This is a genomic window from Streptomyces sp. NPDC057474 (assembly GCF_042802555.1).
Lineage (GTDB): Bacteria > Actinomycetota > Actinomycetes > Streptomycetales > Streptomycetaceae > Streptomyces.
Window position 1 is genome coordinate 1 of the sequence record NZ_JBHVDX010000254.1, and the last position, 13,707, is coordinate 13,707.

Below are 13,707 nucleotides of genomic sequence, written 5' to 3' on the forward strand. Positions count from 1 at the left end.
GTCGTGTGCTTCGCTCACCGGCGCTTGCCGGGTGCCGCTCGGCGGCCTGTGCCCCGGCCCCGTCAGGGGCGCGGGGAACTGCGCGATCAGCCACGTACCGCCCGCAGTTTCCGGTCGGCCTTTCTCGGCAGACGCGGCGGTTATGCCTTACGCAGCCGGAAAGTCAGGCTCAGGCCTTCGTCCGTGAACGGTGTGCCGTATGTCTCGTCGGCCTCGCCGGAGGCGAAGTCCGTGGACAGGACTTCGTCCGCGATCAACTCCGAGTGCTCGGTCAGGGCTGCGGTGACCGCTGGGTCCGTTGCCGTCCAGCGGAGGGCGATACGGTCGGCCACGTCGAGGCCGCTGTTCTTGCGGGCCTCCTGGATCAGGCGGATCGCGTCACGGGCCAGGCCCGCCTGGCGCAGTTCCTCCGTGATCTCCAGGTCGAGGGCTACCGTGGCGCCCGAGTCGGAGGCAACCGACCAGCCCTCACGCGGGGTCTCCGTGATGATGACCTCGTCGGGGGCGAGGGCGATGGTCTCGCCGTCGACCTCGACCGAGGCGGTGCCCTCGCGGAGGGCGAGGGACAGGGCGGCCGCGTCGGCACCCGCCACGGCCTTGGCGACCTCCTGGACTCGCTTGCCGAATCGCTTGCCGAGGGCGCGGAAGTTGGCCTTGGCGGTCGTGTCCACCAGGGAGCCGCCGACCTCGGAGAGCGAAGCGAGCGAGCTGACGTTCAGCTCCTCCGTGATCTGCGCGTGCAGTTCGGTGTCCAGGGAGTCGAAGCCCGTCGCGGCCACCAGGGCGCGCGAGAGGGGCTGGCGGGTCTTGACGCCCGACTCCGCGCGCGTGGCGCGACCCAGCTCCACCAGGCGGCGGACCAGAACCATCTGCTTCGACAGCTCGGGGTCGATCGCGGAGAGGTCGGCCTCCGGCCAGGAGGCAAGGTGCACGGACTCGGGGGAGCCCGGGGAGACCGGCACGATCAAATCCTGCCAGACCCGCTCGGTGATGAACGGGGTCAGCGGGGCCATCAGCTTCGTGACCGTCTCGACGACTTCGTGCAGGGTGCGCAGCGCGGCCTTGTCGCCCTGCCAGAAGCGGCGACGCGACCGGCGTACGTACCAGTTGGACAGGTCGTCGACGAACGCCGAGAGGAGTTTGCCGGCGCGCTGGGTGTCGTAGGCCTCCAGGGCCCCGGTCACCTGGTCGGTGAGGGCGTGGAGTTCGGACAGCAGCCAGCGGTCCAGGACCGGGCGGTCGGTCGGGGCCGGATCCGCCGCGCTGGGCGCCCAGTTGGACGTGCGGGCGTACAGGGCCTGGAAGGCGACCGTGTTCCAGTAGGTGAGGAGCGTCTTGCGGACGACCTCCTGGATGGTGCCGTGGCCCACGCGGCGGGCCGCCCATGGGGAGCCGCCGGCCGCCATGAACCAGCGGACCGCGTCGGCGCCGTGCTGGTCCATCAGCGGGATCGGCTGCAGGATGTTGCCCAGGTGCTTGGACATCTTGCGGCCGTCCTCGGCGAGGATGTGACCGAGGCACACGACGTTTTCGTACGAGGACTTGTCGAAGACCAGGGTGCCGACGGCCATCAGCGTGTAGAACCAGCCGCGGGTCTGGTCGATGGCCTCGCTGATGAACTGGGCCGGGTAGCGGGACTCGAAGAGTTCCTTGTTCTTGTACGGGTAGCCCCACTGCGCGAACGGCATCGAACCCGAGTCGTACCAGGCGTCGATGACCTCCGGGACGCGGGTCGCCGTCGTACCGCAGCCGTCCTGGGGGCATGTGAAGGTGACCGCGTCGATGAACGGGCGGTGCGGGTCCAGCTCCGACTGGTCGGTGCCGGAGAGCTGGGTCAGCTCCTCGCGGGAGCCGACGCAGGTGAGGTGACCCTCCTCACAGCGCCAGATCGGCAGCGGGGTGCCCCAGTAGCGGCTGCGGGAGAGCGCCCAGTCGATGTTGTTGTTCAGCCAGTCGCCGAAGCGGCCGTGCTTCACCGAGTCCGGGAACCAGTTGGTCTTCTCGTTCTCCTGGAGGAGACGGTCCTTGACGGCGGTGGTGCGGATGTACCAGGACGGCTGCGCGTAGTAGAGGAGCGCGGTGTGGCAGCGCCAGCAGTGGGGGTAGCTGTGCTCGTACGGGATGTGCTTGAAGAGCAGGCCGCGCTGCTGGAGGTCCTCGGTGAGCTGTTCGTCCGCCTTCTTGAAGAAGACGCCGCCGACGAGGGGGACGTCCTCCTCGAACGTGCCGTCCGGGCGGACCGGGTTGACCACCGGCAGGCCGTACGAGCGGCAGACCTTGAGGTCGTCCTCACCGAAGGCGGGGGACTGGTGGACCAGGCCCGTACCGTCCTCGGTCGTCACGTATTCCGCGTTCACCACGAAATGGGCGGGCTCGGGGAACTCCACGAGCTCGAACGGACGTTGATAGGTCCAGCGCTCCATTTCGGCGCCGGTGAAGGTCTGGCCGGTGGTCTCCCAGCCCTCGCCGAGCGCCTTGGCGACGAGCGGCTCGGCGACGACGAGCTTCTCCGTGCCGTCCGTGGCGACCACATAGGTGACCTCGGGGTGGGCGGCGACCGCGGTGTTGGACACCAGCGTCCACGGCGTGGTCGTCCACACCAGGAGCGCGGCCTCACCGGCGAGCGGACCGGAGGTGAGTGGGAAACGGACGTACACCGAGGGGTCGACGACCGTCTCGTAGCCCTGCGCCAGCTCGTGGTCCGACAGGCCGGTGCCGCAGCGGGGGCACCAGGGGGCGACGCGGTGGTCCTGGACGAGCAGGCCCTTGTTGAAGATCTCCTTGAGCGACCACCAGACGGACTCCACGTACTCGGGGTCCATGGTCCGGTAGGCGTCGTCGAGGTCGACCCAGTAGCCCATGCGGGTCGTCAGCTCGGTGAAGGCGTCGGTGTGCCGGGTCACGGAGTCACGGCACTTGGCGTTGAACTCGGCGATGCCGTACGCCTCGATGTCCTTCTTGCCGTTGAAGCCGAGCTCCTTCTCGACCGCGAGCTCCACGGGGAGGCCGTGGCAGTCCCAGCCGGCCTTGCGGGCCACGTGGTAACCGCGCATCGTGCGGAAGCGGGGGAAGACGTCCTTGAAGACGCGCGCCTCGATGTGGTGGGCGCCCGGCATGCCGTTGGCGGTGGGCGGGCCCTCGTAGAACACCCACTCGGGGCGGCCCTCGGACTGCTCCAGGCTCTTGCTGAAGATCTTCTGCTCGCGCCAGAAGTCGAGCACCGCGTGCTCGAGCGCGGGCAGATCGACCTGGGCGGGCACCTGGCGGTACGTCGGCTCTGTCATGAGCGGGCTTCCTCCAACGGACTTGCTGCCTTCCGTCGGAGGGACGAGAGCTTCGATCCTTCGTACGCCGTGTGCGGCGCGCTCCCGCGGTACCACCCTCCTTGGCTCCCCTGTGCGCCGTACGCGCCGGTGAGCCCCCTCATTGAGGTCGCGATACCGGCTCTACTCGCCGCGCCTCACGGACTGCGGCTTTCTTCCGGCGGCTCCGGGGTGATCTTCACGTCGCGCTCGCCCCCGGGCTTCCACCGTCCCCGGGTCGCTCTGGGCTGCGTACGACGCTACTCGTCCCCATCCACGCTTTTCGCTCCGCCCAGTGTACGGCGCCGCGCGGACGGCGGCCGACCGGTTTTCCGGTGGCCGTGGGAGGGGTGCGGCGAGGCTTTCGGCGCGCCTGTCGGGCGGGGGCGCTATGACCTGCGCGGTGACCCGAATGGAGCGGGTCGGGCGTCCGGATCCTGGGACTCCCGGCGCGGTGGAATACCCGGCGGGGAGCTGGGCACAACGCTTGCAGGCTCGCCGCGCGACGGTCGTGGGACGGGTGGAATGGGTGGTCTGCCCCGTTGCCGCGGGACTCAGGTCGATTTATCGTCCCAGCACGATTCGCGTGCAAGATCACAATATGTGAAGGGGCCGCGGCCATGGTGGCGAAGAAGACCGCCGTACAGCAGTCGGCGTCCGGTAGATCCACGGTGGCCTCCGGCGGCGGAGACGAGGGTGCGAAGGCCGCGGAGGTGAAGGCGGCCGGCAAGAAGAGGGTGGCGAAGAAGGCGGTGGCCAAGAAGGCCGCGGCCGAGAGGACGGTCGTCAACAGGACGGCCGCAGAGAAGGCGGTGGTGGCCGAGGAGACGGTGGCGGAGAAGGCCGCCGCCGGGAAGGGCGAGGCCGCGCAGGGGGGCGCCGGGAAGCGCGCCTCCGCGAAGGGCGCGGTCAAGAAGAGCACCACGAAGAGCACCTCTGCGAAGAAGAGCACGGTCAAGAAGGCGGGCGCGGCCGAGGCCGCCGAGACGACGGGAGCCACGACGGTGGTTGCGAAGAACACTCCTGGTACGGCTACGGCGGCGAAGAAGCCCTCCGCCGTCCCCAAGGCACGGCCCGCCGCGGTGGAGCCCGGCGAGCTCGCGGTACGCCCCGGTGAGGACCCCTGGAGCCCGGACGAGGTGGCCGAGGCCCGGACGGAGCTGCAGTCCGAGGCGATGCGGCTGCGGACCGAGCTGGAGGCCTCCGAGCGGTCGCTCACGGGCCTGATGCGGGACTCGGGGGACGGTGCGGGCGACGACCAGGCCGACACCGGGGCGAAGAACATCACGCGCGAGCACGAGTTGTCGCTCGCCCACAACGCGCGCGAGATGCTCGACCAGACCGAGCGCGCCCTGGAACGGCTCGCCTCGGGCACGTACGGGCTCTGCGAGAACTGCGGCAATGCGATCGGAAAGGCACGGATGCAGGCCTTCTCCCGGGCCACGCTCTGCGTGGAGTGCAAGCAGAAGCAGGAACGCCGCTAGTGATCGTCGCCTGAGCCCCTGGTCCGCGCAGGTCGTGTCGTACCTTTGTCCTCAGTCAGGAACCTAGGTTGAGGGACTCACGTGGCAGAGGCGGAGCGCATCATCGGTACGCCGGACATTCCAGACGCGGCGGGGGCCGACCCGGAGCAGTCCGACGGCGAGAACGGTGCCGTGGCGGAGCAGGCCGACGCGGCCGCGCGGCCGCGCGGCAAGCGCCGTATCGCCGTGCTGTTCGGGGTCGCCGCGCTGGCGTACGCGCTCGACCTCGTCAGCAAGATGATCGTGGTCGCGAAGCTGGAGCACCACGAGCCGATCGAGATCATCGGGGACTGGCTGAAGTTCGAGGCGATCCGCAACGCGGGCGCGGCCTTCGGCTTCGGCGAGGCCTTCACGATCATCTTCACGGTGATCGCGACGATCGTGATCGTGGTGATCGCCCGGCTCGCCCGCAAGCTCTACAGCCTGCCCTGGGCGATCGCGCTCGGCCTGCTGCTCGGCGGCGCGCTGGGCAACCTCACCGACCGGATCTTCCGTTCGCCGGGCGTCTTCCAGGGCGCGGTCGTCGACTTCATCGCGCCCAAGGGCTTCGCGGTGTTCAACCTCGCGGATTCGGCCATCGTGTGCGGCGGCATCCTGATCGTGCTGCTGTCGTTCCGGGGGCTCGACCCGGACGGGACCGTCCACAAAAACTGAGGGCGGGCGTCCGACGGCTCGGGCCGCGGGGTTTTCCACAGGCGCGGTCGGGCGTGTCGTGGCGGTCCGGCATACTCGACGGGTGAGCACCATTCCCGAGATCCGTACCCTGCCCGTGCCCGACGGCCTGGAGGGCGAGCGTGTCGACGCCGCCATCTCCCGCATGTTCGGCTTCTCCCGTACCAAGGCGGCCGAGCTCGCCGCCGCGGGGAAGGTCACGGTCGACGGGTCGGTGGTCGGCAAGTCGGAACGGGTGCACGGCGGGGCCTGGCTGGAGGTCGAGATGCCGCAGGCGGCCGCGCCGGTGCGGATCGTCGCCGAGCCGGTCGAGGGCATGGAGATCGTGCACGACGACGACGACGTGCTCGTGGTCGTCAAGCCGGTCGGCGTGGCCGCGCACCCCAGCCCCGGCTGGTCCGGGCCGACCGTCATCGGCGGGCTCGCCGCCGCCGGGTACCGGATCTCGACGTCCGGCGCCGCCGAGCGCCAGGGCATCGTGCACCGGCTCGACGTGGGCACCTCGGGCCTCATGGTGGTCGCCAAGTCGGAGTACGCGTACACGTCCCTGAAGCGCCAGTTCAGGGAGCGGACCGTCGACAAGCGGTACCACGCGCTGGTCCAGGGCCACCCCGATCCGACGAGCGGCACCATCGACGCGCCCATCGGACGGCACCCCAACCACGACTACAAGTGGGCCGTCATCGCCGAGGGCAAGGCGTCGGTCACGCACTACGACCTGGTCGAGGCGTTCCGGGCCGCCTCCCTGCTCGACATCAAGCTGGAGACCGGGCGCACCCACCAGATCCGCGTCCACATGTCCGCCCACCGGCACCCGTGCGTCGGCGACCTGACGTACGGCGCCGACCCGACGCTCGCCAAGCGGCTCGGCATCACCCGCCAGTGGCTGCACGCCGTACGGCTCGGCTTCGAGCACCCCGGGGACGGGAGCTGGGTCGAGTTCGAGAGCGACTACCCCGCGGATCTACAGAAGGCGCTCGACAAGGTGCGGGAGGAGACGTACGCGTGAGTCCCGTGCCGGTGTCCCATGTGGTGCGCGTCGCCGATGATCCCGGCGACCGCGAGGCGTGCTTCGCGGTGCGCAAGGAGGTCTTCGTCGTCGAGCAGGGGGTGCCGGAGGACCTGGAGTACGACGCGTACGACGCCGGGGCCGTGCACGTGCTCGCCGTCCGGGACGACGGGGTGCCCGTCGGGACCGGGCGGCTGCTGTACGGGGAGGCCGCCGCCGGCAAGACCGGTGGAGTCCCCGGTGTGGGGTCGCTGGGGCGGCTCGCGGTAGTGCGGGAGGCCCGGGGGCTGGGCGTCGGGGTCGCGCTGGTGCGGGGCATCGAGCAGGCGGCGCGGGAGCGTGGGCTGACCGGGGTGGACCTGGGGGCGCAGACCCATGCGCTGGGGTTCTACGAGCGGCTGGGGTATGTGACGTACGGGGCGGAGTTCCTGGACGCGGGGATACCTCATCGGGCGATGCGGCGGAGCCTGTAGGGCCGGGTACGGGGTTGCTCCTGGGCCGGCACCGCCGGTAGCGCCGTTGTGGTCGCTCGCCGTCGCGGCGGATCGAGAGGGCCGGCGGAGAAGAGAGCGGGCCTGTGGACGGGGGGGGGCGGCGCGTCGAAGAGGGCGTGGTGCGTCAGGGGGCAGGCGGGCGGCAGTGGCGTACGTCTGGGCGCAGGAGCCGCTGTACGTCGTCTCGTACTGGCCGATGGGGGCGACGGAGCTGGGGAGGCCGTGGGCGAAAAGTGTGGGACGGGCGGGGCGTGGCAGGCTGGGGGCTGTTGAGGTGAGCGTCTAGGTCCGTTCGGAGTGCTGAGCGTGGATCAGTTGGCCCTGTTTTTCGTGTTGTTGGTCGGGGCCGTGGTCAGTGTGCCGGTGGGGGAACGGCTGAAGCTGCCCGCGCCGGTGCTGATGACGTTGCTGGGCATCGCGCTCGCCGTGCCCGGGTTCGTGCCCAATGTGGAGATCCCGCCGGAACTCATCCTGCCGCTGCTCTTGCCGCCGCTGCTGTACGCGGCGGTGCGCCGGACGTCCTGGCGGCAGTTCACGGCGAACCTGCGGCCGATCCTCCTGCTGGCCGTGGCGCTGGTGTTCGTGACCACCGCCGCGGTGGCCGCCGTGGCGAATGCGATCGTGCCCGGGCTGCCGATAGCGGCGGCCGTGGCGCTCGGCGCCCTCGTCGCGCCGCCCGACCCGGTGGCGGCGACGGCCGTGGCGGGACAGCTCGGGCTGCCGCGTCGGCTGGTGTCGATCCTGGAGGGCGAGGGTCTCTTCAACGACGTGACGGCCATCGTGCTCTACCACGTGGCCATCGCGGCCGCCGTCAGCGGATCCTTCTCGTGGCCTCGCGCCGCGCTCCAGCTCGTGCTGTCGGCCGTAGTTGCCGTCGTCGTGGGGGTCGCGCTCGGCTGGGCCGCCAACAAGCTGATGGACTTCCTTGAGGACGCGACGCTGCAGATCGGGCTGACCCTGCTCGTGCCGTACGCGTCGTACGTGATGGCCGAGGAACTGCACGGGTCCGGGGTGCTCGCGGTGCTCACGACCGCGTTGTTCCTCGCGGAGTACGCGCTCGGTGCGGACGACGTCCTGACGCGGCTCGCCGGGCACACCGTCTGGGACGTCGTGGACACGCTGGTCACCGGTGTCGCCTTCGGGCTGATCGGGCTGGAGCTGCACAACGCCATCCGGACGGCGTCCGGGCGGTGGGGCGAGATGCTCGGCTGGGCGGCGGCGGTCGTGGTCGTCGTCGTGCTCGTACGGCTGGTGTGGTTGCTGCCGGCCGCGTGGCTCGCGCGGCGGTTGCACGCGAAGCGGGACTACGACGAGGAGATCCCGATGTCGTGGCGCGAGACCGTGGTGATGTGGTGGTCGGGGATGCGGGGGGTGGCGTCCGTGGCGCTGGCGCTCGCGATTCCGCTGGAGACGGACAGCGGGGCGCCGTTCCCCGACCGGGACGAGATCGTGTTCATCGCGTTCGGGGTGATCATGGCGACGCTGGTGCTTCAGGGGCTCACCCTGCCGTGGCTGGTGCGGCGGTTGGGGGTGCGGGCGGACGAGGGGGCCGAGAAGGAGTTCGAGAAGGCGTTGGCCGTGCGGGCGGCGAAGGCGGCGAAGCGGCGGCTGAAGGAGATCGAGGAGGTGGAGGAGCTGCCGGAGGAGATGTCCGAGCGGTTGCTGCGGCGGGCCTTCGAGATCGGGGTGCGGATCAGTCCGGAGGTGGGGGAGGAGGAGCGGCGGGAGGGGCATGAGCAGCGGGTGCGGCGGCTTCGGAGGATGCGGCGGATCCAGGGGGAGATGTTGAGTGCGGCCCGGCATGAGGTGTTGGCCGCGCGGAGTGAGCCGGGGGCGAATCCCGAGGTGGTGGATCGGGTGCTTCGGCACTTGGATGTGCGTAGTTTGCGGTGAGTTGTCGGGTGCGGGGTGGTGGGGGTGCTCGTTGTTGGGTCTCCCGCCCGCGCACCGCCCGTTACTCCCTGGTGGAGACGTGCGGGTCTCCTGTGGGGGTTGAGCGCCGTTGGCGGCTGCGGACCGTGGGTGGTCGTTCGCGGGCTGGGGCTGGGGCTGGGGGGGGGAGGGGTAGGGGTGTTTGGGGTGGTGCTTGGTTGTGTTGCTCCTTCGTGAAGAGTGCGTGGCGTGTGCAAGGTGCTTGTGGGGTGGGGGAGTTGGGGGTTTGTAGGGTCGCGGGTATGGCTCGCAATGTGGTGATCAGCGGTGGTGGGACGGGGATCGGGCGTGCGGCGGCGGGGGTGTTCGCGGCCGGTGGGGATCGGGTGTTGCTCGTCGGGCGACGGGTGGAGGTGTTGGAGAAGGCCGGGGTGGCCGGGGCGCTCACGTATGCGGCCGACCTCGCCGACGCGGGGAGTGTGCGGGGGGTCGCCGATTTCGTCGCTGCGGAGTTCGGGACCGTGGATGTGCTGATCCACAGTGCCGGGGGGAACGGCGGGCTGGAGCCCGGCGTGGACGCGGGTGATCCGTTGGAGGGCGTCGCGTACGACTGGGGCGTCAACTTCCGGCAGAACACCCTGACCGCGGTGCTGCTCACCGAGGCGTTGAGGGAGCGGTTGGCCTCGCCGGGTGGGCGGGTGCTCTTCCTGTCGTCGATCGCGGCGTATCGGGGGTCCGGGAGCGGGGCGTACGCCGCGTCGAAGGCGGCGCTGCACCCGTACGCGTTCGACCTGGCAAGGGAGTTCGGGCCGCGCGGGATCACGGTGAATGTCGTGGCGCCCGGCTATGTGGAGGACACCGAGTTCTTCGGCGGTTCGATGGAGGAGACGCGGCGGGCCCGGCTCGTCGCGGAGACCTCGACGGGCCGGGCCGGTACGCCGGCGGACGTCGCCGACACGCTGCACTGGCTCGCGTCACCCGGCGCCGGACACGTCACCGCGCAGATCGTCCAGGTCAACGGGGGTGCGGAACGCGGCCACTGAGGCGCCACGGCGACAGCCTCTCCGGAGCGCCTTCGCGGCCCTCCGAACCAGCGCTGTGGTCCGTCCGGCCATCGCTGAGGTTCCCGTGCGGGGCCCGGGTCCGCTGTTCTTGCCCGGGCCCGCGCACAGCCTTGCCTCATTCCCTGCCGGTCGACCTCGGCGGCTCGTGGACGCGGCCTCGCGTGGTGCGGGGGGACAGGCCGTTGGGGTGGGCGTCGGGATGGGTCGGGGGGAGGACCGCGTCGGCGGTGTTGACGCGGGGGAGGGCATAGGGGTGGCTCTCGGTGAGCCAGTGGATGAGTTGTTCGCGGACGGTGACGCGGACGGTCCACAGGTCGTCCGGGTCCTTGGCGGTGACGAGGGCGCGGACCTCCATGGTGGAGGGGGTCGAGTCGGTGACGGTCAGGTCGTAGTGGCGGCCGTCCCAGGCGGGGCAGGAACGGAGGATGTCGCGGAGCCGGTCGCGCATCGCGGGCAGCGGCGCGGCGTGGTCGACGTGGAGGAAGACCGTGCCGGTCATCTGGGAGCCGCCGCGCGACCAGTTCTCGAAGGGCTTCGAGGTGAAGTACGACACCGGCATTGTGATGCGGCGCTCGTCCCAGGTGCGGACCGTCAGGAAGGTGAGGGTGATCTCGTCGACCGTGCCCCACTCGCCCTCCACCACGACCACGTCACCGAGGCGGACCATGTCGCCGAAGGCGATCTGCAGCCCGGCGAAGAGGTTGCTCAGCGTGGACTGCGCGGCGATACCGGCGACGATGCCCAGGAGTCCGGCCGAGGCCAGCAGTGAGGTGCCGGCCGCGCGCATCGCCGGGAAGGTCAGCAGCATCGAGGCCACGGCCACCACACCGACGATCGCCGCGACCACCCGTGTGATCAGCGTCACCTGGGTCCGCACCCGGCGCACCCGGGCCGGATCGCGGTGGGCGCGGGCGTAACGGCTGTACGTCGTCTCCACTATCGCCGCCGCGATCCGGATCACCAGCCAGGCCGTCGCGCCGATCAGGACCAGCGTCAGGACGCGGCCGATGGCGGTCCGGTGCTGGTCCAGCAGTTGCGCCTCGTCGTACGACGCTCTGAGGAAGGCCGCGCACAGGACCAGCTGGTAGGGGATGCGGCCGCGGCGCAGCAGGCCCCACAGAGGTGTCTCGTGGTGCCGCTGGTCCGCCTTGCGCAGCAGCAGGTCGGTCGTCCAGCCGATGAGCAGCGTGAGGACGACCGAGCCACCGATGACGATCAATGGGCGGAGTAGATTCTCCATGCCTTCGAACGTAACCGGCCGCGCGGGGTCATGAACATGTGACTTCGGCCGCCCTCGGGGTACGGGCGCCGGGGCCCGTTGTCAGACCCGGCTGGCACCATGGCCTCATGAACATCATGCTCTTCCACTCGACCTACGGGTCGCGGCCGGCGGTGCGCGAGGCCGCGGACCGGCTGCGCGCCGCCGGACACGAGGTGTGGACCCCCGACCTCTTCGACGGACGGACGTTCGACACGGTCGAGGAGGGCATGGCCTTCAACGAGGAGCTGGGCAAGGAGGAGCTCCTCAAGCGGGCGGTCCTGGCCGCCGCGCCCTACTCGGAGCGAGGACTCGTCTACGCCGGGTTCTCCTTGGGCGCCGCGACCGCGCAGACCCTGGCCCTGGGCGACAAGAACGCGCGCGGGCTACTGCTTCTGCACGGCACGTCGGACATCGCCGCCACCGCGTCCGTGGACGACCTGCCCGTCCAGCTGCACGTCGCCGAGCCCGACCCCTTCGAGCCGGACGACTGGCTGAGCGCCTGGTACCTCCAGATGCGCAAGGCCGGCGCCGACGTCGAGGTCTACAGATACGCCGGTGCCGGTCACCTCTACACCGACCCCGGACTGCCCGACTACGACGAGGAGGCCGCCGAGGCCACCTGGCGGGTGGCCCTCGGCTTCCTGGATTCCCTCTGATCTTTGAGACCTGCGCGGGGGCGTACGGGGGTTGTACGGAGTCGTACGGGCGTTACACGGGGTCGTACGTCCGCTCCACCTTCTGCGTCCCGCTCCGCGTCCGGTACGAGCGCGCCCACGACGACGTCGCGTCTGCCTTCGTGCGGTCGGAGAGGACGTAGAAGTCCATCTGCGCCCGCGCGGCGGTGATGTCCAGGACGCCGTAGCCGTGCCGGTCGGTGTCGACCCAGTGGACGTGCCGGTTGGCGGCGCGGATCAGCGGGGAGGCCAGCGCGGAGACGGTGCCCTCGGGGACCTTGACGAGGTCGTCGAGGTTGTCGGAGGTGACCGACGTGACCACGAACTCGGTGGCGGCGGAGGCCGACAGCGGGTACGTACCGGCGTTGACCGGCACGTCGTTCGCCCACGCCATGTGGATGTCCCCGGTGAGGAAGACCGTGTTGCGGATCGCGTTCTCCCGCAGGTGGGCGATGAGTTCGCGGCGGTCGTCGGTGTAGCCGTCCCACTGGTCGGGGTTGAGGGCGAGGCCCTCCTTCGGCAGACCCAGCAGCTCGGCGAGGGGCTCGAAGAGGTCGGCGGTGAGGTTGCCGAGGGCGAACGGCGCGATCATCACCGAGTTGCCGACCAGGCGCCAGGTCGTGTCGGAGGACTTCAGCCCGGCCTTCAGCCAGTCGAGCTGGGCCCGGCCGGTCAGCGTACGGTTCGGGTCGTCGACCTCGCCGTGGCCGATCCCCACCTGCTGCGAGCGGAAGGACCGCAGGTCCAGCAGCGAGAGGTCGACGAGCTTGCCGAAGCGTAGCCGGCGGTAGGTGGTGCCCGCGATCGCCGGGCGCACCGGCATCCACTCGAAGTACGCCTGTTTGGCCGCCGCCTGCCGGGCCGCCCAGGTGCCCTCCGTGCCCTCGGTGTGGTTCTCGGCGCCGCCCGACCACGCGTCGTTGGCGATCTCGTGGTCGTCCCAGATGGCGACGACCGGCGCGGCCGCGTGCAGGGCCTGCAGGTCCGGGTCGGTCTTGTAACGGGCGTGCCGGACACGGTAGTCGGCGAGGGAGACGATCTCGTGGGCCGGCGCGTGCGGCCGTACGACCTTGTCGCGGGTGCCGTACTCGCCGGTGCCGTACTCGTAGATGTAGTCGCCGAGGTGCAGCCAGGCGTCCAGGTCGCCGCGCGCGGCGAGATGGCGGTAGGCGGCGAAGTGGCCGCCCTCCCAGTTGGCGCAGGAGACCACGCCGAAGCGCAGGCCGGTCGTGGCGGCGTCGGCGGCCGGGGCGGTGCGGGTGCGGGCGGCGGGCGAGTCGGTGGCGCCGGCCGAGAAGCGGAACCAGTAGTTCGTGGCGGGCGCGAGGCCGCGTACGTCCGCCTTGACGGTGTGGTCGGAGGCGGCGGTCGCGGTCGTCGAGCCCTTGGCGACGATGTTCGTGAACGCCTTGTCCAGGGCGACGGCCCAGCCGACCTCGACGTCCGGGCCGAGACCGGATCCGGGTATCGCGGCGGCGGTGGGCGTCACCCGGGTCCACAGCAGGACACCGTCGGGCAGCGGATCACCGGAGGCGACGCCGTGCAGGAAGGCGGGGGACTCGGCCGCCCTCGCCGGGATTGCGGCGGCCAGCGGTGCCGCGAGGACGGCTCCGGCCGCGGCCACCTTGACGACCGTACGGCGGCTCGGGGCGGACGAACTCGTGGGCTGGGCGGGAGGATTGTGGCTGGAGTGAGGTCTGCGATCGGTCACGGCCGATGAGATTACTGATCGGTAGGGGCGGGGGTAAGACAGAAGCCCAAAATCCGCTCGATGTTCAGGTGGTCGTGCGTTGTTCGTCGGCCGGAGAGCGGCGCGGCGCGGCTCCCGGCCGCCAC

General features: G+C 70.7%; 10 protein-coding genes. 7 read left to right on the top strand and 3 right to left on the bottom strand.

Annotation, left to right across the window (positions count from 1 at the left end):
• Positions 1–140: 140 nt before the first annotated feature.
• Positions 141–3,284 (bottom strand): isoleucine--tRNA ligase, encoded by a 3,144-nt coding sequence (gene ileS, locus ACFU53_RS41205; RefSeq protein WP_384004720.1) that lies wholly within the window; start codon positions 3,282–3,284, stop codon positions 141–143.
• 638 nt (positions 3,285–3,922) lie between these two features.
• On the opposite strand from ileS, the gene ACFU53_RS41210 reads away from it, so the two are divergent.
• From ACFU53_RS41210 to ACFU53_RS41235, 6 genes are all read left to right on the top strand, one after another.
• Positions 3,923–4,786 (top strand): TraR/DksA C4-type zinc finger protein, encoded by an 864-nt coding sequence (locus tag ACFU53_RS41210; RefSeq protein ID WP_384004722.1) that lies wholly within the window; start codon positions 3,923–3,925, stop codon positions 4,784–4,786.
• Positions 4,787–4,867: 81 nt separating this feature from the next.
• Entirely contained in the window at positions 4,868–5,479 is a 612-nt protein-coding gene (gene lspA, locus ACFU53_RS41215; protein WP_384004724.1) for a signal peptidase II, read from the top strand.
• Between the two features lie 82 nt (positions 5,480–5,561).
• Positions 5,562–6,506, top strand: a complete 945-nt coding sequence (locus tag ACFU53_RS41220; protein WP_384004726.1) for an RluA family pseudouridine synthase — start codon at positions 5,562–5,564, stop codon at positions 6,504–6,506.
• Positions 6,503–6,979 (top strand): GNAT family N-acetyltransferase, encoded by a 477-nt coding sequence (locus ACFU53_RS41225; protein WP_384004728.1) that lies wholly within the window; start codon positions 6,503–6,505, stop codon positions 6,977–6,979. The genes ACFU53_RS41220 and ACFU53_RS41225 overlap by 4 nt, the downstream gene beginning before the upstream one ends.
• 327 nt (positions 6,980–7,306) lie before the next feature.
• Positions 7,307–8,893, top strand: coding sequence for a Na+/H+ antiporter (locus ACFU53_RS41230; RefSeq protein WP_384004730.1), 1,587 nt, complete (start codon positions 7,307–7,309; stop codon positions 8,891–8,893).
• A 281-nt stretch (positions 8,894–9,174) separates the two neighbouring features.
• Positions 9,175–9,915, top strand: a complete 741-nt coding sequence (locus ACFU53_RS41235; protein ID WP_384004732.1) for an SDR family NAD(P)-dependent oxidoreductase — start codon at positions 9,175–9,177, stop codon at positions 9,913–9,915.
• A gap of 136 nt (positions 9,916–10,051) precedes the next feature.
• Here ACFU53_RS41235 and ACFU53_RS41240 read toward each other — a convergent pair whose 3' ends face one another.
• Positions 10,052–11,176: a mechanosensitive ion channel family protein gene (locus ACFU53_RS41240; RefSeq protein ID WP_384004734.1), complete on the bottom strand. Its 1,125-nt coding sequence runs from the start codon at positions 11,174–11,176 to the stop codon at positions 10,052–10,054.
• 107 nt (positions 11,177–11,283) lie between these two features.
• Between ACFU53_RS41240 and ACFU53_RS41245 the strand changes: the two genes are divergently transcribed.
• Complete coding sequence (locus ACFU53_RS41245) at positions 11,284–11,853, top strand: dienelactone hydrolase family protein (protein ID WP_384004736.1); 570 nt, start codon at positions 11,284–11,286, stop codon at positions 11,851–11,853.
• Positions 11,854–11,905: 52 nt separating this feature from the next.
• Here the strand turns inward: ACFU53_RS41245 and ACFU53_RS41250 are convergent, their stop codons facing one another.
• A complete protein-coding gene (locus tag ACFU53_RS41250; protein ID WP_384004738.1) occupies positions 11,906–13,582 on the bottom strand; it encodes an alkaline phosphatase D family protein in 1,677 nt (558 codons plus the stop codon).
• Positions 13,583–13,707: the final 125 nt, after the last annotated feature.